Below are 20,596 nucleotides of genomic sequence, written 5' to 3'. Positions count from 1 at the left end.
TAATAATAGAGGAGCGGGACGTGAGTATCGAAACGGTATATCAGCAGACATTATTGGATTATTCGCGGAGAGCGGAACATAAACATCAGTTGGACGGAGCGACCGGCATTGAGCGCGGGCATAATCCCAGCTGCGGGGACGATTTAACCTTGCTGATTAAGCAGAAGGACGGGATTGTTGAGGACGCTTCTTTTTTAGGCGCCGGTTGTGCGGTTTCAACCGCTTCCACCAATATGCTGATCGATTTAATCAAAGGCAAAACGGTTAAAGAGGCGCAGCATTGCCTTGAGGTGTTTTTTAATATGATGGCAGGAAAGCCGCAGTCAGAGGAAGAATTAGAGAGCCTCGGCGATGCGCAGATTCTTAGCTATTTTGCCGAAATGCCTGCTCGTATTAAATGCGCGACACTGAGCTGGCACAGCGCACAGGTACTGCTTAAATAAGATAATCGGACATTTCAGGATAACCTCATCGGAACATCAGACATGGAAACCAAGACAACGAATAAGACTCATAAAACAAATAAACCGGCATTAACCGGAAATTGGGAGCCTCAAAACAAACTGCGGTTGGAACGCTTGATTGCTGAAAAAGCTTTTGCGGACAACTATGCCGTCTTTGATTGGGATTACACGTGTATTTTTTATGATATACAGGATAGTCTTTTTCTGTATCAGATTGAGCATCTTTGTTTTAACCTGACGCCCGAACAGTTTGCCGTTACTATTCGGCACGAAATTCCGCAGAATATTCCGCTCGTCGGCTGCTTTAATAGCGAAGGGCGGCAGCTCACTGCAGCCGATCTTTCGGCGGATTTGGATGACCGCTACCGGTTCTTATATCATGCATATCAACATTTGAACGGAACGCTTCCGCTTGAGGAAGTTGTGCAAACCGAGGCGTTCCTCGATTTTAAGGCAAAAATTCTGACGCTGATGCGGTATGCGGTAACGGTTTGCGATACCGATATTTCTCAATCGGTATGCACGGGAATGACGCTTCCCGAATTGAATAGTCTTGTAGAAAAAACGATTGCCGAAGTGCTTACCGCTGAAATAAAACAATACACGATCGTATCACCCGTGCGGCAGGCAGGGAGAGCTGGTGTCGTTATCGCAACGTACCGGAAGGGTATACGGATACAGCCGGAAATACGGGAGCTGTTCCGCCGCTTTGAAGAACACGGTATTACTCCCTACATCTGCTCCGCCTCGCAGGAGGACGGCGTGCGGGTGTTTGCTTGTAATCCTGCGTATGGCTACTGCCTCCGTCCCGAACAAGTATTCGGCAGGCGGCGGCTGCGGAATGCCGACGGCGTGTTTACCGATGAGCGGGATTACTCCATTCCGCAAACGTGGCGGGAAGGAAAGGCGGAGGCGATACGGACGTTGATTGCTCCGCGGCACGGCGGAAAAGCTCCTATCCTTATTGCGGGCGACAGCGACGGCGATTTTTGTATGATGGATGCGTTCAAAAATGAGGCATTGCTGCTTATCCTGTACCGCAATCAAAAGCCGCACGAACAGCTCTACCCGCTGATACAGCGCGGTTTAGCCGAGCGCAATGCCCCCGATGCATCGATTATCGTACAGCATCGGAATGAAGAGACGGGGCTATTTATTTCCGGTGTGTCTGATTGTGCCGACGGTTCTGTGAACGTCCTTTAGGCGGTTTTGCTCGTCCGCCGGAGTTTTTGGGGCCGCGCTCTGCCGCCGATTTTTGCCCCAGCTGTTTGAGTTCTTCCACCCGCTGTGGATCGTAAAAGCCTTCCTTCCAATTAAAGCGCACCGAGTCGGGGAGGGGAGTACCGTTCCGCAGTGACTGTAAAATAAACCGGTAAGCGCGGCGTTCAACGCTCGTATGCGAAAAATCCAGTAAAAAGCGTGAGAACTGATGATGCTGCAAGGCATGGTAGCGGTCTACAACCGAGAACGGCTTGTCGGACAGCACAAAAGAGGCGGATGGGGTAGAAAAAGCTCTAAACGCTTCGCCCTGCTTGTCGGAAAAGTAGAGAAAGTTGTAGTTTTTCGGCAGCGTAAAGCGCATCCTGAACAGCACGGAATACGAAAAAAGCGGCAGCAGTACCTGCGGGCGCAGCTCCGGCGCAAACACCGTTTCGATATTCGCCTGAGAGCTTTCGGCAGGGGGAATGTAGGCGCAGATGCCGTTCTCCTGCAGCCACGAAACCGCCCAGCAGTTAAAGGTGTAAAGGTACGGCCCCGCGACTAAAAAGTTCTTTTTATTGCGGAGCATGGAAATATGTGCCGGATTATTCACGATAAATTGCGTATACCCCTGTGCGGTTAGCTGTTCCAGCTGCTCCGCAAGGATAGGCTCCTGTTCCTGCGGCACAAAGGGATCAAGCGAAATAAAAATTTCCCGTTTGGAGAACGGCAGCGGTTTTGCCTGCTGCTGATTTTGCTGCTGCGGATTGGACTGTTGTCCAGCCAGCGCCGGATAGGTGTCCTCATTTAAATTGATAATAACCCGTACCGGTTTATCCGCAAGGATGGTATGCAAATCCGCAATGGAAGAAACTTGAACGTAGAGCCCTTCGGGAAAGATATCCGCAGGCTTTTTCGCAAGGCTTTTTTTGACAGGTGTCGCGGAAAGTGCGGTTGCTGCAGTCGCTGATTTCGCGGGCAATGCAGCTCCGGCAGGTGTCGAGGTTGCTGATTTTGAAGACGCAGCCTTGTTTGTATCGCCGAGCGTCGGGAAGCCTGCTTCGAGCGTCAACATCGGCAGCGCTTCGTCGTTGGGCTGTTTGCGGTATTTTTCGAGCGAGGCGGGCAGCAAACGGGGGTAGCGTTTGGTCATTGCCTTGGTCTGTAAAAGGTATACGCTGTCTCCTTTGCCGGAATCCGCAGGCAGCTGCAGCCATGCGCCGGATTTACTTTCCATTATATCCTGAATTTTCCAGCTTTCGCGTCCGCTGTCGTCCTTCTTATGAATGCGCACCGAGTCGCCTTTTTCCGGCGTATAATGTCCGTCTTTCAGCTGTACATAGTGTACCGCCCTCGTACCGTCTTTAAACGGGACTTCCTCCACGGCGCCTTTTTTAATGCCGTCGATAATGCCGAGGTAGATGCCGGTACCGCCCGCCTGATCGGGGTTGAGCACTTCTTCCGCGCGGGTGCTTTTAAAGCGATAGCTTGTCTTTTTCCGTGCAAAGTCGTTCGCTAAGATACGCTTGCCTGTTTCTACCGCCGCCTTTTTATCGGCTTCCCAGTTATCGATAACATACCGGTAGGCGGATACCACCGTGCCGACATACTCGGCACTTTTCATTCTTCCTTCTATTTTAAATGAGGCAACGCCTGCCTGAATCAAATCGGGAATATACTCGATGAGTTGTAAGTCCGCGGGGGAGAAAAAGTAGCCTTCCCGGTCGCCCTCCGGCTCATGCGCGGTGTAGAGGCGGCGGCACGCTTGGGTACACATCCCGCGGTTCGCCGACTTTCCGCCGAGGTAGCTCGAAAACAAGCACAAGCCCGATTCGCTGACACAGAGCGCCCCGTGTACGAATACCTCCAGCTCGCATGAAGTGTTTGCATGAACGGCACGGATTTCTTCCAAGCTCAGTTCCCGTGCCAGCACCGTCCGCGACACTCCCCAGCGGCTCATCGCATTGGCTGCTTTTGCACTCGCAATATTGAGCTGCGTAGAAGCATGGAGCTTGAGATTCGGAAAGTGTTTGTGTGCCATTTGAATCAGTCCGAGATCCTGCACGATAATGCCGTCCGGGCCGACATTGTTGAGATACGCCAAAAACCGGTAGAGCCGCTCCATCTCGTTCTCAGTTACAACCGTATTGACGGTAACATATATTTTTTTGTTCCGCTTATGCAGCACATCAACCGTTGCCTCAAACTGATTCCACGCAAAGTTTGAAGACCGCATACGGGCATTAAAGCTTTTTAAACCTAAATAAACGGCGTCCGCCCCTTCCGCAATCGCTGCTTCCAATGCTTCGGGATTCCCCGCCGGCGCTAATAATTCGACCATTCCGTCATCATACTGAAAAAATGCGGCGCTGCATAGATATGGGGTTGTCCGTGATGTCGGTGTAATTGGGGAGGGGCTTCCCGATGACCTTCTGCTGGAAAGCTTAGACTATGTCGAAACACGTGATTGTCGTATTGTTTTCTAAAGCATTTTTAGTGATGCTATCTTTATTATCAAGAATATTTTGTAAGTCTTGAGTAATATCTTTTGAGTTTTTATTATTTAGTAACTCATGATTCGTTGTAAGTATTTTTCCATTTTGATATTTATTTGGACTTGATAACTTTTCTGCTGTTCTGGAATCTATTTCAATGGCTTTAAGAATGTTTCCTTCTTTATCAAACAATACCACAACAAGAATATCGAAATCCCAGCTTCGAATTACATTTAAACTTGTTGTTTTTAATCGATCTATCTTTCTTGATTTCACTTGTATAAGTCTTCCGTCTTTTGTTTTCAAATCAGCGCTTTTATTTGAGGCAGGTAACTGTTCTGCATTATAGTATTTACCTACGAGTATTTCAGCAAACTCGCCGACTTCATTTGCTGTACCACCCATTGCTGAAGTTAATAAATAACTTGCATTATTGTACTTTTTCCATAATGATACAAGAAAATCAAAATTAAATTCCATGTTTATTCCTTTATTATTTGTGACCACAGTAAGATTTCTTGCTAAACCTTGAGCGGTAATCTGCGTATCAAAAGGTACAATCGGAAATCCTTTATTTTCAAGATACGCTCTAATCATTCCGTACGTTTCTGTATCTTCGGTCGTAAAATCTATTATGTTAGTAAAATCGGAACAAAAATTCTGTGCACTACTCTTCTCTTACACTTTCAGCGTCCGCAGGTAGTCCTTTATTTCCGGAGAAATCCGGCGGCTCTCTATCGCTTTTTGAATGGTTTTGTTGTGGGTAAAGGGAGCAAGCGTTTGCTTTTTGATATAGGGGAGCGCGGCATCGTACTGTTTAATTAGCGCAAAGCTGAAATACCACGCAATCATCATATTGATGTAATACTCATCCGATTTTACAGAGGCAACAAGTTCGAGCATTTCCGGTTTAAACCGGTCATCAAGGTAATTCGACAACAAGAGATTGATGGCATAACGGACGGTATAGGTGCGGTGCGACCGTATCCAGAGCAAAATTTTTTGATATATCTCATCTGGGTGTTTTTTAAAGAGCGGCGGTGCAAAGGTATCGCAGGTTGCCCAGTTGTCGATAAACGGTAAAAACCGTTCTGTTTCGGTGATCGCAGTGTCAAAATCTTTGATGTTTTCGATGAGGAATGCATGGAGATTGTTTTCTTCAAAATACCGGTGCGGAAGGGTTTGCATAAAAGCGGCAGCCTGCTTCGGTTCCATCTTAAACAGGTCTTTCGCAAATTTTCGTAAAAGAGGCGTCCGTATTCCGATCATCAGTTTCGGGTCAACGGTGGGGATGAGTTTCGCATTAAAATCCCGATATGATATATCTTGCATCGACAAGAGCTTACTTTGAATTGATTCCATCATTTTCTCCATGGTAATTGTACCGGACGCTTTGCTAGGTACCCCACAGAAAACTAAAGACTATTCAAGCAGAGTTGAACCTCTTCGCGGTTCAAATGCTTGCCTAATCTTTAGTTTTCTGCGATGTCTGTTTATTTGTCCGGTACACTTACCTTCTTTTTAAAATAAACTGTGCGAAATTTTAGATAAAATTTCGCATGACAAGGAAGGCAATCGTACCGGACGCTTCCTTATAATAAGCCGCTTACCAGCGCGGGGACTGCGATAAAATTTCCGATTGCCCCGCCGAGGCTGGATAAAAAGAATATCAACAGGATGTGCGCTATTTTGTTTTTATACCATCCCTTGATGCTCGTTACATCGGTGGTCAGGTTTTCCATATCGGCGACCTGCGGTTTCCGCACCCAAGCTTGAACAATACCGGTAAATAAGCCGACTCCGATAAACGGGTTAAGGGTTGCGAGGGGCGCTCCTAAAAAGCCGGTGATAATGCTTAACGGATGTCCCAGCGCGAGCAAGGTTCCGAGTGCGGCAAGGCTTCCGTTCCAGAGCAGCCAGCGTACCAGCAACGCGCTTGACGCTGCAACGCCGCCTTTCATAAATCCCGCTGCGATAAGTAGCACAATCAGCGCCGGTAATATCCAGCCGGAAATTTTTGCAAACCTGCTTTTCGGCGGTACGTCTGCAATATCGCTTACATCGTTCGGCGCGGTTCCGTTTTGCAGTTTTTCAATGTAGGCGGCAGTACCTTCGAGGTGTCCCGCCCCCAGAACCGCAACGGTTTTCTTTCCTGCCGCATTCCATATTTTTGTTGCCAAATAACGGTCACGCTCGTCGATGAGGGCTTCTTTTACCTGCGGCAAGTATTCCGCCATTTCCGCCATCATGCTGTCCATTTCACTTTTGTCTTTCAGCGCTTCAATTTCGTCCGCGCTGAGTTTTTCGGTAGAAAAAGCGCTGCTGAGCAGCGTTGCCAAAAGCTTCGATTTGCCCCACAGATTATTCTTTGCCCATGCCCGTTTGAGCGTGATGTGAATCGGACGATCAACAAGCTCTGTTTTAATCGAAAGTTCTTTCGCTACGGTAATAGCCGCCTTCATTTCATCTCCGGGCTTAACTCCGACATCGGCGCCGATCCGCTTCTGAAAAGCAGCAAGCACTAAATTAGCAAGCAGCAAAAAGCCTTTTCCGCTTTTTAGTACTGCGACAATATCAAGTTCCTGCCATTGCTTTTCATCGGTAAGCGCTTTGTACCGTTGTTCGTCCAACTCGACGCATACACAGTCGGGCTGTTCGTCGTGGATACACTGTTCAACATCATCGATGCTTTCTTTTGAAATATGCGCCGTTCCAAGTAAGATGATTTCTTTATCATTTAAGGTAATACGTTTCAATGTTTGATTCATGGGGGTATCCTATTTTTGAGCAGTTTTATTCCCATCGGGGGCAAGCTCACTTACCGCAAGCCGATATTCAAAAAAAGTCGGAGCTTGCGTTGTTTTTATTTCGAGTAGAAATTTTTCGGCAAGATGACCTTTGCCTGCCAGCCGGTAGAATTCGGCTAAATAAAAAAACTTGCGCAAGCGTTCCGATTCGTCTTTTACTTTGGTGATTCGATTATTAACATCGCTATCACCGGCAAAGTCGATAAAGAGACGGCAAAGATAATAATCGGTTTCGCGCTTTGTACGGTCTATCGTTTTAAGATATTTTGACATAAAATCTTTTGCCTCAGCTTTTTTCTTCATTTTATAGCTGCAGACGGTTGCGGATAGTGCGTAATAGATGTTTGTAGGAGCATAACGCAAGGCATTCACAAAGGCTTTGCGGGAGTTTTCCCAATCTTTTTTTTCAAACAGTAAAATACCGAGTCCTTCATACGCAAAATAATATTGCGGATAGAGTTCGGTTACTTTTTTGTAATGTTTTATCGCATCCTCTTTATTGCCGAGGTCATCGTTTAATCCTGCAAGATAAATGTGAATAAAATATGAATCGGGGACAAGCTCGATTGCGCGGTTAAATGCAACACGGGCTTCTTCTCTCCTTCCGATTTGCAGATTATAAGAGCCGAGATCTGTCCAATGTGGAGCAGCATCGGGTTCCAAGTCGATCGCTTTTTGTATATCTGCAATCGCCTCCGCCATGCGGTTGGTTTCCGATTTTATCCGTGCCAATTCGGCGATTGCAAGACTGTTCTTTGGTTGATACTTCAAGACGGTGAGATAGCATTGCTCAGCTTCCGGCATCTTATTGTCCAGATAATACACCTTACCGCACCAAATCAATGCCTGAATATCGTTCGGATACTTTTTTAAAATTTTGCTGAATGTTTCTCCTGCTTCTTTGTAGCTGCCTTGATTGTAAAAATCAACGCCTTCTTCCTGTAAAGCCTGTACGTTGTCGGGATCAAGTTTTAATATCTTTTTTAAATACGTTTTCCGCATTTTTTTATCATTTTTCGCCTGTGCGACCATTGTCATCGTATACAGTACATTGAGGTCATTGGGATATTGTTTTTCCAGGGCTTTTGCCGTCTCCTCCGCATCCTGTATCCGGCCGGTTGAAACGAGTACCGCTACCTTTAAATTCCGTATGGAAAGGGAATTTCTGTCCTCTTCGGGCAATGTGTCAAAGAGTGCAATGGCTTCATCCGTTTTTTGTTCGTTTAATAATGTGTTGAGCCGCTGTCCGAATATAACACGCGGGGAAATTTCTTCAGCTGCTTCCGCCGCACTGCCGGCGGCTGCGGGCTTTTCGGATACTTTTCGGTTAGACTGCGTATGAGGCTTTGCGCTCTGTGCGCTCAAGCAGGAAAGTATACCGATTATAAGGGAGATACATACGGCTTTTTTTGAAATACTTCTATCCAAATGTTTCATGGAAACTCCTACGGAACGGTGATTAACTAAAACTAAAGAAACTGCTCAAAGCCTTTCGCTTTTGCATAACCCCGCTAGTCTACCCAAGTTTTCCAATCTGGTCTAGCGGTTATGTTAAACGGTTGTACATCCGTGTGCACTTTTCATGATGCGACAACGCAGATGCATCGTATATTTGCAAAGGGAAGGATTGCAATTATTATCCCCTTTTATTAGACTAACAGCGTATGAAGCATATTGTCGGCAGAGTAGTTGCATATACCGTTCTTTATTGTAGTGTTATTTTCGGTATTTTTGTTCTTCAGTTTACCAAAGGACAAACATTTTCTTTAACTTTAGGATCTATGGCCGTTACAGGCAGACAGGAGCGCACCGAAGCGGGTGAAACGCTCCCTCTTTTACCCCTTCATGTCGTGTCGAATGGGCTTGATTTATATATTAGTGACCAAAATCCCGTTTATGCCGTAGATGCAGCGGACACGATTTCCCCTTTGCGTGTACTATCGTACCAATTTTATGAAACGGAAGCACGTTTTTCGGTACACTGCTCTGATGATGTGGTTATTTCATTTTTTTCCGAAAAGCGGGGTGAAGTTGACAGCCTTATGGTTGAAGCGGTGCTTCCCGAAGGAATAAAAAGAGTATTGCTTCCGTGGAAGATTACTCAAAATGCCGGTATTGAGCGTGCCGACGGTAAGATCTTTGTGCGTTCCGGTAAAAAGCAATACACGTTTACCGGCAGCTTCGGGTTTGATACGGATGGTGAAAATACGGCGGCACAATTGGAAGGACCGCATCTGGTACTCGCAAAGACACAGCCGATTGCCTCTTACAAAACCTATTTGCCGCTCGAAGAGCTTGATATCACGACTATCCCGTCGATGGTACAGGCTTCTGCGGAATCATATACGGCAGCACTGAACACTTTTTCCTCAGCTGTCATCCATGCGGGTACGCAGGCACTTTCAGCTAAACAGATAACGGAGAAAACGTTGACGGCATATATTGCCGAAATGGGGCAGCGCGGCAAATTCGCCGGAGCGATGGAAGCTGCTCCTGCTCAAACGCTGGCGCGGAACGTGCGGACATATCTTTCAAATCCTTTTTACAATAATATACAGGAAACCCATGTAGGCTTGGCTGCTGACGATACAAAAAAAAGAGAGCTGTATGCTGCCCTTATCACGGATAATTCACTTGAAATTTTTGAACAAGACGGCTTAATACCGTTTTTAACCGACCGCGGCTCTAGTCGCAGCATAGAAGGTTTATTCCGGCTGATAGGAAAGCTGGATGCTGTACAGCTTAACGCACGGCAGGCGGCAGGGGTATTGGCAGTGTGGCTCGACTGTACGCATTACTACCCTGAGCAAAAGACATTGTTTGAAGATTTACTTCCGTTGTGCGAGAAAAAAATTACCGAATCCCTCTTGCTGATTAATGAAGGTTTATATCTGAGCAATAACGGCACGTATATCGATAGTGCAGACTCTTTAACTTCTGCACAAATACTGATGCGGTACGGAGCGGTTCAATCTTCGGTATGGCAATCCGTCGCCCGGATGCTGATAACCTCTTTATTAAGATACTCAGGCGAATCGACCGAGTTGCCGATAGGATTTACCATAACCGGCAGCAAATCGACACAGCTTGTAATTACAGCTGATGACAGCGGTATGCTGGATGCCGGTACGCTCTATCCTTTGCTAAAACCGGATAACAGTTGGTATCCCCATGCACAGTCGCTTGCTTTGCAGGCGGAAGCCGGTATTTGGGCGTGGACTTGTGCGCAGAACATCGAGGTTTTGGAAAACACTTCAAAAACCTTAGTATTGCGGATTCGCTTTCCGGAAGGCCAATCTCACTATCTTACCTTGCACGGTATTAGGTCTTTCTATCGAATTGAGATGTATGGTATTCCGTTCAGGAGCGATGCCCGTTTTGAAATGTATAACTCCTCCGGCTATGCCTATAATGCAGGAAGTAAGATTTTATACTTAAAGATGAGACATAAGAGCGAATACGAAACAATACGGCTTTCGCTCGGTTCAGCGCCACAGGATGCTGCTTCCGTGCGGCCTGCCCCATCTGCTTCCGGTTCAAATACAAGCACCGGAGCCGCTCCTTCTACGGAGGCAGCATCCTCTAACCAAGCGGCAGGCACAACTGGGGCTCTTTCGGTACCGCAACCGGAAAATCCCGCTCAGCCGGAGGATGCAGAATAGTTCACGGGAGTGTGAGACGGCTTCAAAGTGTTTCCTCACCGCATAAAAAAAGCCCTGCCGATATAATCGACAGGGCTTTCTAGAATAGTTTTTACAGCCATCGTACTTAGCTGCGTTATGCTTTTTGCTCGGTTATCCTTTTAGGTTCTGCGGCTATTTTTCCGCTAAAAGCATTGTTTTGGCGTCAAGTTTGCAGCCGGTATCAAAGTTCGCTTTACCGCGAGCTTTTAACGCGTGTATTTTAATAGCGTCCGGCGTCGGTTCCAAATACAGGATAACGTCTAGATCATCTGCATAAGGTTTTAAATCGGCATGAACGGCTTTTTCACGTGCGTCAGCGGAAGCAGAATACCAGACGAACATACCGGTTTCTTTTGCAAAAGTTTTTATCTGCTGAATCGCTTCGGGAACCGCTTTGGAAAAATCGAAATCATCGATAATCAGCGCGGAAGGCTTGGATCCGACTTCAAACAGCGCTTTTACGGTCTTGATAATTTGTGTCGTACGTACAATGTCTTGATTAAAATTCAGAACAATGCGTCGTGCGATAACCTCCGACTTTAACTCGGCTGCTTTTTCAAGGTGTTTTTTCTCGGCTGTTTCGTCGAACATATTGTTGTACCATGTAATGGCATAATCGGTTTGCTGACTGAACGAGATATGTACAATCGGTTTACCTTGCAGCAGCTGATCCAATCCGAGCTGTACCAGCATGGAAGTTTTTCCAACGCCTCTTTTAGCTGTTACAATACCGATTTCCCCCGGTTGTAACGCCCCTCCGAGCGCTTTCTCAAAATTACGAACAGCGCTGCGTTCGATTAAATCCTCTTTAACCATTTTCCGCCTCCTATTTTTGTTGTTCCGCTTTGCGTTTTTCTTCGTACGCCTTAATTAAGGTCTCCGTAACACTCTGGGGAGCTTTGCCGTACTTCGCAAATTCCATTGAGTATTCCGCTTTACCCTGCGTTGAAGAGCGCAAAATGGTTGAAAATCCGAACATTTCGCTTAACGGGACTTCTGCATCAACGCGGGTAAACTGTTCATCTTCGGTCGACGAAAGTATTATACCACGACGTTGGTTGATAAGTCCAAAGATATTTCCTTGAAATTCCTGAGGGCCTTCGATTGAAACTTTCATAATCGGTTCGAGTACAATCGGATTGGCTTTTTTGTACGCTTCGCGGAAAGCACCGATAGCGGCAGCCTGGAATGCCATATCGGAAGAGTCAACCGGGTGTGTTTGACCGTCGTTAATGGTAACCCGTACACCGACAATCGGGAAGCCGATAAGCGTACCCTTCTTCACAGCCGCTCTAAAGCCCTTATCACAAGACGGAATGAATTCCGAAGGAATGGCACCGCCCTTAATTTGATCGACAAACTCGTAGTCTTGCTCGGAAGTCGGTTCAATAAAGCCTGCAACACGGCCGAACTGACCGGAACCGCCCGTCTGCTTTTTATGGGTGTAGTTAAAATCTGCACGCTGGCTGATTGCTTCGCGGTAGGCAACTTGCGGCATACCGGTTTCTACGTCGCACTTGTATTCACGGCGCATTCGTTCGATGTATACATCCAAGTGGAGTTCGCCCATACCCTGAATAATCGTTTCGTTCGATTCGGTGTCCACATACGTGTGGAAAGTAGGGTCCTCTTTGGTAAAGCGGTTTAACGCCTTGCCCATCTGGTCGGCAGATTTTTTATCCTTGGGGGTAATCGAAAGCGAAATAACCGGATCGGGGACGTACATGGAACTCATTGCGTAGTTGAGGTCTCCGCCGCAGAACGTGTCTCCTGATGCACATTCGATACCGAAGAGAGCAACGATGTCTCCCGGGCCGCCTTCGGAAATATCTTCCATTTCGGCAGAGTTCATGCGGACGAGACGCCCAACCTTGAACTTTTTGCGTGAGCGGGTATTGTACAGTTCGCCGCCTTTTTTCAGCGTTCCCTGATAGATACGCACATAGGTCAGCTGACCGTATTTCCCATCCTCCAGCTTAAATCCGAGCGACACAACCGGATCATCGGGGTTAGTGCTCAATACAACCGGCTCTTCGTTTTTATCCAAATCGAGCGCTTTATTGGTAATTTCCGTCGGATTGGGTAAGTAGTAGGTAACGGCATCGAGCAGCGGCTGGATACCTTTGTTTTTATAGGCTGAACCGAGGAATACCGGTACAAATGCTTCTTTTAAGGTTCCTGCGCGTACCGCTGCACGGATCATCTCTTCCGTTTCGGCGCCTTCAAGATATGCTTCTGCAAGCTCATCGGAGAACATGGACGCTGCATCAATCATTTCCTCGCGGTATTTTTTTGCATCATCCAGCAGGTGCGCCGGAATTTCGGCAACGCGGAGTTCGGTGCCGCTGTCTCCTTCAAAGTACAGTGCCTTCATCGTTACGAGGTCGATAACGCCTTCGAGTTTGTCTTCAAGACCGATCGGGAGCTGCATCATATAGGCGTTGAGGCCAAGCTTTTCGCGGAGCTGCATCCGCACCTTTAACGGGTTTGCACCGGTTCTGTCACACTTGTTAACAAATGCGATACGCGGAACATGGTAGCGCTTGAGCTGGCGGTCAACCGTGATAGACTGAGACTGTACACCGGCAACGGAACAAAGTACCAAAATAGCGCCGTCCAAAACGCGTAATGAACGCTCAACCTCGATAGTAAAGTCAACGTGTCCGGGAGTGTCGATAACGTTAATGGTATGATCTTTCCATTGTACCTGTGTTGATGCGGACTGAATGGTGATACCGCGCTCCCGTTCCAATTCCATATTATCCATAACGGCGCCGACACCGTCTTTTCCGCGTACTTCGTGAATGGTATGAATACGGTCGCAATAAAACAAGATACGCTCTGAAAGGGTTGTTTTTCCCGAATCGATGTGCGCACTGATACCGATATTTCTCATTTTTGAAATATCACTACTCATAATTCTTTTACCTCATTTCTATAAGATTTTTACGTCAAAAAAAACAGCAGCTAAAAATATCAATTTTCAAAAACTGTCTATAAGCAAGATTATAAATTATACAGGAAACGGTTTTTGATTGCAAGACTAAGCTTTAAGTTATGTGAGAAAAAGGCGCAAAAAGCAGAAAGATGCCTCTTTCGTATACTAAAACGTGTCCAATATGTAACTGCTGCTGTTAAATACTGTTTAAACTGAAAGGACTATTTTAGTAATTGGAATTTTGAAAGATGTCTATTAATGATCAGTACATTTTATGAGTGCTGAGGGGATGGTCTATGGTTACAGTCAATGAAATTCAAAAGGCTTTGGACGGTATTCGTCCTCACTTGCAAGCGGATGGAGGCGATGTTGAATTTGTCTCATTATCCGATGACGGTGTTGTTTCCGTCCGATTAAAGGGGGCGTGCGGCTCCTGTCCGATGGCTTTGATGACGTTAAAATCCGGTATTGAAGCTCAACTAAAAGAATCCTATCCTGATATAAAAAAAGTCGTCTCCGTTTAATATCTTTACATTATCCCGATCTTGATATACTCAAGTTTTCGGGGTATTGTGCCGATACCTTAAAAGGAAATTTTTACAACAATGATCTTCTTCTTAATCTGAATTACTATAAAAGTTGTAGCATGCCGGTACTGTATATAAGTTTCCGGAGAAAGCTGCCGTATTAAACGAGAGCTTATTTACTTTAATAAGGAACTTCTATGAAAAAGCTACTGCTCTGTGTCTGTGCGTCCGCCTTTCTGGGGGCATTTCTATTTGCCGGAGGCAAGGTAGAAACCCGCACTGTAGAAAATCCCGAAAGCTGGGACGAATCTTTTGATCTTACGGGGAAAAAGCCGGGTAAGTATAATGTACTTGTTACGGCCGAAGATTCGGCAGGTAATATCGGAGAAGCCGGCCCCTTTAATATGTACATAGACCCCCGCTCGGATCAACCGGTTGTGTCTATTACAAACCCCTTCAAAAATATGAATATTACGGGAACTTTTAGTGCATCCGGAACATGTTTTGACGATGACGGTATCGATTATATTGAAGTAGCCTTAGACGACAATGAACCGGTCCGTGCAAAAGGTAAGCAGTTTTGGACACAAACCTTTAATACTGCCGACTTGCAAGAGGGGGTACACCGTATTACTGCATGGGGTATCGACATTAACGGACTAAAGAGTGACGGCGTTTCGGTTGAGTTTAATTTGAATCTGCATACGCCTGAAACCCTTGTAACCACTATGGATGACGGTGCCTTGATTTCCGGTAAACAGGTATTGGGAGGAATCGTGCGGGATGGAAACGGCGTGAGTAAGCTGTTCTATTCGCTGGATGCCGGACATACCTATACGCCGCTTGCGCTTAAATATGATAAAAAGGCGAACGTTTCTTCTTTCAAGCTTGACATTGATACACGTAAAATGCCTGAGGGGCCGACCGTATGTTGGTTTAAGGCGGTTGATAAATTAGGAGCCGAAGGTATTTCTACGTTCTTATTCTTTATTGATAATACTCCTCCTGTGGTTGATTTCTTTTATCCCGCCCCTTCCGAAAAGGTTAATAGCGTTTTTGGGATAGCAGGCTTTGCAAGCGATGCGGTAAATCTTAAGTCGTTATCGTGGCGAATGGGGAATCAAGCCGGAGATTTTGAACTGACTAAAGGAAATTCTTATTGGGTTAAAGAATTTGATGTGAGCGGTTTTTCAAATAAAACCGAGACCGTTGAGATTACTGCCGAAGATGCAGCCGGCAATATTACGAAGGTAGTACGGACAATTACGATTGATAAATCCGTGGATGCTCCCCGCCTTACAATAGTACAGCCCGTTGCCAATGCCATTACCGGTAACAGTATATATCTTGCCGGTTCAATTCAAAGTGGTTTCGGAGTTTCCGAAATACGCTATAGAATCGATCGAGGGGAGGAAGTAACCGTACCCGTCACCATGAGTGCTTTTGGCGTTCCTATTACCGATATTTCGGGAGGAACGCATACGGTTTCGGTGTATGCCGTTAACCCTCAAGGTGTAAGAGGGAATACCGAAACGGTATCTTTCTCGGTAATAGGTACGAAGTCCGTTATCGGACTTGAGGGAACTTCCGGTGTTGTGCAGTCGGCGGCTCCTGATAGCCGGACTCCCGTTACAATAACTGTCAGCGCCGGAGCCGGTCTTGATTCGGTTTCATACACTATTGCAGATAATGCTGAAATTCCTGTTTCAATCAGGAAAGGGGCTGCAAATACGCTTATCCGTATTCCGGTTGATTCTTCATTTACCGGCAAGGTGATTCCCGTTGCGGTACAAGCTTCCGATATATACGGCAGGGCGGTCGCTCAAACTATTTTAATTGATTCTCAGACAACTGCGGAAGAAGAAGCTTTTGCCTGGGCGGAAGGGAATAAATCTTCTGACGGAACTTTTGTTTTATCCGATAACAATACGCTAACGGCGGTGTATCGTCCTGCAGGCGAGGCTGAGATTGCTTCCGTCGAATTAGCCGGTTCTACAATACCCTGCGAATTGTCGTTTTCGGGACATGTCATTGCGCTCGCTGTCACTGAAGAAGGAGTATATAAAAATGTACGGATTACCGTTACGGATACGGAAGGCCGGACTTTTACCTCTTCGGGTATTAATATTCTCGTTGATAAAACCGCTCCGGTAATTAAACTGACGCTTGCCGAAGAGCCTCGCTTTATAAAAGAATCGCTGGAATTAGCCGGCACAATTTCCGATATTTCCGCATTACAGTCGATAACATACACGGTTGGAGATGCCGAAGCGCAACCGCTTCCTTCCGCTAAGTTCTCTCAGAAAATTGCGCTGGAAAATTATCCTGACGGCGTTATTGTTGTGGGTGTACATGCAGTCGATGTGCTTGGACAGAAAAGCTCTGCATATCGGACATTCTATAAAAATTCGCAGGGACCGCAGGTGTCGCTTATCCTTCCTCGTGAAGGCGATAAGGTGAACGGTTCTATTTTGGTGGCTTTTAAACCGGATAACTATTCTGCCCTCGAAAAAATCGAGTATAAACCGGAAGGTTCTAATCGTCCCTGGGAGCCCATGGAAATTTCTCCTCTTCCCCATAGAATTATCGGGACGGCAGCCGCACCGATCGGTAAGGGAATGGTATTCCGATTTACAGATAAAGCAGGGAATGTCTCAACATATAACGAGTATCCTTTTGAAATAGACACTGAGTCGGATAAGCCGATTATTGAAGTTCACTTACCGGAAGAAGATGCCATTGTAGTAAAAGATTTTGTCCTGTCCGGTATCATCCATGACGATGACGGCGTCTCAAAAGTCTTTTATCAGATTGACAACGGTGCAATCAAATCTCTTGAAGTAAAGAATACCTTTACGGTTCCGCTTGCTTTAACCGATTTTACGGATAATGAACATACTATTTCGATTTATGCCGAAGATATTTATGGCGTTAAGAGCAATGTATTTAAGCGGAAAGTTCGGGTTTCTCTTGAACCTCCGTCAGTTGCGGTTCAGGTGCCGGCGAGTACGTCCATAGTAAAAGATATTATTTCTATCAAAGGAACTGCAGCCGATAAAAACGGCATCAAGTCAATTGAGGTGTCGATTGACAACGGAAATACCTATTCTAAAGCAGAAGGTGGTGAGAACTGGTACTATGATTTTAATACCGCTGTGATTGCCGATGGAACCCATGTAGTGTTTATAAAAGCTGTAGACCAATACGGCGAAGAATCTCGAGCTTCTACTCTGGTAAACATCGATAATACGGCACCGGTACTCCAGTTTGAATATCCCATCCCCGGTGGAAGATACGACAATGAGCTTTTTGTTTCCGGACAGGTATATGACGAAATCGCCTTAAAAGAAGTTGCTGTTCATATCAAAGGATTACAAGGTCAGTCGGTGCCGGCAAAGTTTTCAAATACAGTGCTTGAACCGAAGCTTATCGTCTCAAAAAGTATCAATGTTGCAGATCTTCCTGAAGGATCTTATAACCTTGAAATTGTCGGTTCAGATGAAGCAGGAAATGTTACCAATATTGCCCGAAACTTTGTCATTGATCGTAGTAATGATAAAGGAAAGATTGAGCTTCTCGCTCCGCTTATGGGAGAAACATTGGTCGGCGAGTTTAATATATATGGAAAGATTTCCAGTACGATTTTTCCTGAGTCCGCGACCTTATATATCGATGGTGCGGAGCGCGGTACATCCACTATTTCTCCGACCGGTTATTTTAATTTTAGAATAACGCCTGAAGGTATGACCGAGGGTTCACATAAAATATCGGTTAAAGCAGAAATTGTAAAAAATAAACCGGAAAGTTCTGCCATTCATTCGATAGTTTATAAGACCTCTGGTCCGTGGATTACGATTGATAATTTTGCAATGGGTGATTTTGCCGTTGAGCGGCCGTATCTGAAAGGTAAGGCGGGATACACTCTTTCCGAAGAAGAGAAGTTATTACTCAAAGACAAATCTACGGCAGTTGGTGTTCGCGAAGCAATCGCTGCAAAGAAATTAGTTGCAGTAGAACTGAGTTTTAATAACGGTAGAACATTTGTTCCGCTCGGTTCGAAAGCCAACTGGAAATACCGGCTTGAAACCGGAGATATGGCAGAAGGTGAACATTTCTTGCTCGTGCGTGCTCGAATGGCAAATAATGAAACTGCTGTTTGCCGTATGGTGGTGAGTATCGATAAGACGGCTCCTGTTGTTACCCTGCTTACTCCGGATGAAGGCGGAACCTATAACCAATCTTTGACGTATGCAGGATTAGCGACCGATGATGTTTCCCTTACTAATGTTTCTTTGTCTTTACGAAAGGGTGATAAATACCTTTATGGTATACCAAAGGTCATACAAGGGTTGCATTTTGATGTCGGTTTCTGGGGGGCTACGTTGTGGAATGCCGGGGTTGGGTTGAGTTTCTTCGGCAGCAATGTGAAATTACAGCTTCATTATGGACAGTTCTTGCAATCGCAATGGGATTTATTCTATAAGGGCAAGGTAAGAATGCGGTACGGCGGGCACGTCTTTAGTATGAAGATTCTTGCAAACGTATTCGAGCTGCCTTTTGAATCTTTTGCGGGTCCCGATTGGTCGTGGTTATATATGACCGGTGCTTTAGGCGCAAATTTCTCGGTCTTTACGCAAACACAGAAAGGGACGCCGCAAGTCCTTGCTGCTATGCTTGCGCAGATAGAGTTCCCTCGTGTTAAGTTATCGAAGAAGAAAATGAAGTATTTTAGAAGCTTTGCTGTGTATACGGAAGGTCAACTTTGGTTTATCCCGACCGATGTCAGCGGCGGTTCTTCCTCAGCAATAAGGGGTGTCCTTCCGCATATATCGGTCGGTCTCCGCTTTGATGTATTCTAAAAAAAATGCAGCGCCTTTGGCGCTGCATTTTTTGTTTTAAAAGATGTTTAACGTATCATGTTGGAGTAAAAATACACACGTTTGCAAAAACGGCCGGTTTTTTCTATAATACAACGATAATGAGTATGCAAAAACCTTTTTATGAAAAATTTATTAAAAAACCGTCTTCCGTCCGGACGCAAGACAAGCGCAATCAATTCCAAGTAGAGGAAAAGAACCGGAAGCATCAGTCAAAAGAGAAGGATATTTATCAAAAAACTTCCGGACAGCGTCTTAATCAAAAAAATGAGAAGCAAAGCAAAAACCGAAACACTGCACTTTATACATTCGGCAGACCGATATTTGCAGAGCTGACTCCTGAAGCTAAAAATATCTTAGAGCATTTCCCTGCCTTGTTGGATCAGGTTTTGCCGCTTGATGCAAAAAAGAAACAACTGTTACCGCAGCATATTCATACGCTTTTCCATGAACTGACGGATGAGCGAAGCAGCAGAAAAACGCACTATTTAAATGATCCGGTAAAGCTGTCCGCATATACGCATTATTATGTCTGGTGGAATTTAGTACGGCTTACGAAACTCTTGCAGAATCTTGATATTCGGCTTGATGACGGCGATTATGCGGCAGATTTCGGTTCGGGGCCGCTTACTTTGGTCTGCGCTTTGTGGATTGCAAAACCGGAGCTGCGGAAAAAATGGCTGACATGGTATTGTGTGGATATTTCTAATAAGGCGCTCGGCTTTGGTGAAGAGCTTTTTTTAGCGCTCTGTGCATACACCGGTAAAAAGAATGACAACGGCGAAATTCCGTGGACTGTTAAGAAAGTGTGCGGCGCATTCGGTACGCCATTGTCCGAAAAAGTATCGCTGGTAACGGAAGCAAATATGTTCAATGAGATATTCTGGAACAGCCCGCTCTCCCTCGATGACCAGGCCGAAAAAACGCACCGTACGGTTATGCACTATCTCAAGCCAGCCTGTTCGGTTCTGTTCATTGAACCGGGGATACCGCTTGCAGGCGAGTTTTTAAGCTTGTTGAGAACGGAATTTTTAGCGGCTGGATTTTCTATATATGCGCCGTGTCCCCATGCCGGAGTTTGTTGTTTCCCCAATCGTCCTCTCCAAACCGGAACGGCGAAAATGCCGGTAGCGTTTCATAAATGGTGTCATTTTACTTTTGAAACGCACGATTCACCTGAGAATCTTCTCCGCCTTTCGGAAGCATCCCATTTGGGAAAAGAGCGTGCAAGTTTAAGTTTTTTATACGGCACGTTATCCTCATCCGCATTATCTTCCGGCACCGTGCAGCGGGGGGCTTCCGATGGAATACCCGTGCGTATCTGTTCGGATATCATCAAACCGGATCCCCAAACTATCGGCAGATATGCCTGTTCGGAAAAAGGTTTTATGCTTATTACCGGCCATGCGTACAAAGAATCGGTGTTAAATATCGCCGTATCGGGCACGCTGCTTATTCTGCCGGAAGAGTCAGTGAAGCTTAATCAGCGGGATAAAAAGACCCATGCACTGTTGGTGGAAGTACCGTAAAAGCGGAGGGAAACGATTAGTTCGAAATTGCTATGGACACCATCATGGTTGACGAATCTATCGTTTTGTTTCCCTG

General features: G+C 45.8%; 13 protein-coding genes. 6 read left to right on the top strand and 7 right to left on the bottom strand.

The genetic code is table 11. The features are described from left to right. The first annotated feature begins 20 nt into the window (after positions 1-20). Together sufU and E4N65_RS10905 are read left to right on the top strand one after the other, a co-directional pair. Positions 21-443, top strand: a complete 423-nt coding sequence (gene sufU, locus E4N65_RS10910; RefSeq protein ID WP_016522648.1) for a Fe-S cluster assembly sulfur transfer protein SufU — start codon at positions 21-23, stop codon at positions 441-443. 42 nt (positions 444-485) lie between these two features. Continuing rightward, positions 486-1,667 carry a haloacid dehalogenase-like hydrolase gene (locus E4N65_RS10905; RefSeq protein ID WP_052185492.1) on the top strand — a complete coding sequence of 394 codons (1,182 nt, stop codon included), beginning with the start codon at positions 486-488 and terminating at the stop codon, positions 1,665-1,667. On the opposite strand, the gene E4N65_RS10900 is transcribed toward E4N65_RS10905, so the two are convergent. The 5 genes from E4N65_RS10900 to E4N65_RS10880 all read right to left on the bottom strand — a co-directional run bounded on the left by E4N65_RS10900 (position 1,618) and on the right by E4N65_RS10880 (position 8,403). Next, positions 1,618-4,005, bottom strand: coding sequence for a peptidase U32 family protein (locus tag E4N65_RS10900; protein ID WP_044014665.1), 2,388 nt, complete (start codon positions 4,003-4,005; stop codon positions 1,618-1,620). The two genes, E4N65_RS10905 and E4N65_RS10900, sit on opposite strands and share 50 nt — an antisense overlap. A 103-nt stretch (positions 4,006-4,108) precedes the next feature. Then, positions 4,109-4,756, bottom strand: a complete 648-nt coding sequence (locus E4N65_RS10895; RefSeq protein ID WP_052185493.1) for a DUF6998 domain-containing protein — start codon at positions 4,754-4,756, stop codon at positions 4,109-4,111. 81 nt (positions 4,757-4,837) lie between these two features. Beyond that, positions 4,838-5,533, bottom strand: a complete 696-nt coding sequence (locus E4N65_RS10890; protein ID WP_081984411.1) for a DNA alkylation repair protein — start codon at positions 5,531-5,533, stop codon at positions 4,838-4,840. Between the two features lie 218 nt (positions 5,534-5,751). After that, positions 5,752-6,927, bottom strand: a complete 1,176-nt coding sequence (locus tag E4N65_RS10885) for a TraB/GumN family protein (protein ID WP_253673242.1) — start codon at positions 6,925-6,927, stop codon at positions 5,752-5,754. A gap of 9 nt (positions 6,928-6,936) precedes the next feature. Next, positions 6,937-8,403: a tetratricopeptide repeat protein gene (locus tag E4N65_RS10880; protein WP_044014671.1), complete on the bottom strand. Its 1,467-nt coding sequence runs from the start codon at positions 8,401-8,403 to the stop codon at positions 6,937-6,939. Positions 8,404-8,630: 227 nt separating this feature from the next. On the opposite strand from E4N65_RS10880, the gene E4N65_RS10875 reads away from it, so the two are divergent. Further along, positions 8,631-10,628: a hypothetical protein gene (locus tag E4N65_RS10875; RefSeq protein WP_044014673.1), complete on the top strand. Its 1,998-nt coding sequence runs from the start codon at positions 8,631-8,633 to the stop codon at positions 10,626-10,628. Positions 10,629-10,781: 153 nt separating this feature from the next. Here E4N65_RS10875 and E4N65_RS10870 read toward each other — a convergent pair whose 3' ends face one another. Together E4N65_RS10870 and fusA are read right to left on the bottom strand one after the other, a co-directional pair. Next, complete coding sequence (locus tag E4N65_RS10870; protein ID WP_044014675.1) at positions 10,782-11,465, bottom strand: hypothetical protein; 684 nt, start codon at positions 11,463-11,465, stop codon at positions 10,782-10,784. Positions 11,466-11,475: 10 nt separating this feature from the next. Continuing rightward, entirely contained in the window at positions 11,476-13,566 is a 2,091-nt protein-coding gene (gene fusA, locus E4N65_RS10865) for an elongation factor G (RefSeq protein ID WP_044014677.1), read from the bottom strand. 317 nt (positions 13,567-13,883) lie between these two features. Here fusA and E4N65_RS10860 point away from each other — a divergent pair, with 317 nt between their 5' ends. The 3 genes from E4N65_RS10860 to E4N65_RS10850 all read left to right on the top strand — a co-directional run bounded on the left by E4N65_RS10860 (position 13,884) and on the right by E4N65_RS10850 (position 20,520). Beyond that, entirely contained in the window at positions 13,884-14,111 is a 228-nt protein-coding gene (locus E4N65_RS10860; protein WP_044014679.1) for a NifU family protein, read from the top strand. 200 nt (positions 14,112-14,311) lie between these two features. Further along, on the top strand, positions 14,312-18,973 hold the full coding sequence (locus E4N65_RS10855) for an Ig-like domain-containing protein (protein WP_044014681.1): 4,662 nt from the start codon (positions 14,312-14,314) through the stop codon (positions 18,971-18,973). A gap of 125 nt (positions 18,974-19,098) precedes the next feature. Further along, positions 19,099-20,520: a small ribosomal subunit Rsm22 family protein gene (locus tag E4N65_RS10850; RefSeq protein ID WP_253673240.1), complete on the top strand. Its 1,422-nt coding sequence runs from the start codon at positions 19,099-19,101 to the stop codon at positions 20,518-20,520. The last annotated feature ends 76 nt before the right edge of the window (positions 20,521-20,596 follow it).

Origin of the sequence: Treponema sp. OMZ 855 (assembly GCF_024181145.1) — a bacterium.
In the GTDB taxonomy this organism is placed as follows: domain Bacteria; phylum Spirochaetota; class Spirochaetia; order Treponematales; family Treponemataceae; genus Treponema.
This window is presented reverse-complemented; position numbering and strand designations above follow the sequence as displayed.

Coding starts and splice junctions, on each gene's coding strand:
- E4N65_RS10875 (WP_044014673.1), top strand. CDS start 8,631: ATGAAGCATATTGTCGGCAGAGTAGTTGCATATACCGTTCTTTATTGT.
- E4N65_RS10855 (WP_044014681.1), top strand. CDS start 14,312: ATGAAAAAGCTACTGCTCTGTGTCTGTGCGTCCGCCTTTCTGGGGGCA.
- E4N65_RS10895 (WP_052185493.1), bottom strand. CDS start 4,756: ATGATTAGAGCGTATCTTGAAAATAAAGGATTTCCGATTGTACCTTTT.
- E4N65_RS10870 (WP_044014675.1), bottom strand. CDS start 11,465: ATGGTTAAAGAGGATTTAATCGAACGCAGCGCTGTTCGTAATTTTGAG.
- E4N65_RS10905 (WP_052185492.1), top strand. CDS start 486: ATGGAAACCAAGACAACGAATAAGACTCATAAAACAAATAAACCGGCA.
- E4N65_RS10890 (WP_081984411.1), bottom strand. CDS start 5,533: ATGGAGAAAATGATGGAATCAATTCAAAGTAAGCTCTTGTCGATGCAA.
- fusA (WP_044014677.1), bottom strand. CDS start 13,566: ATGAGTAGTGATATTTCAAAAATGAGAAATATCGGTATCAGTGCGCAC.
- E4N65_RS10900 (WP_044014665.1), bottom strand. CDS start 4,005: ATGGTCGAATTATTAGCGCCGGCGGGGAATCCCGAAGCATTGGAAGCA.
- E4N65_RS10880 (WP_044014671.1), bottom strand. CDS start 8,403: ATGAAACATTTGGATAGAAGTATTTCAAAAAAAGCCGTATGTATCTCC.
- E4N65_RS10885 (WP_253673242.1), bottom strand. CDS start 6,927: ATGAATCAAACATTGAAACGTATTACCTTAAATGATAAAGAAATCATC.
- E4N65_RS10850 (WP_253673240.1), top strand. CDS start 19,099: ATGCAAAAACCTTTTTATGAAAAATTTATTAAAAAACCGTCTTCCGTC.
- E4N65_RS10860 (WP_044014679.1), top strand. CDS start 13,884: ATGGTTACAGTCAATGAAATTCAAAAGGCTTTGGACGGTATTCGTCCT.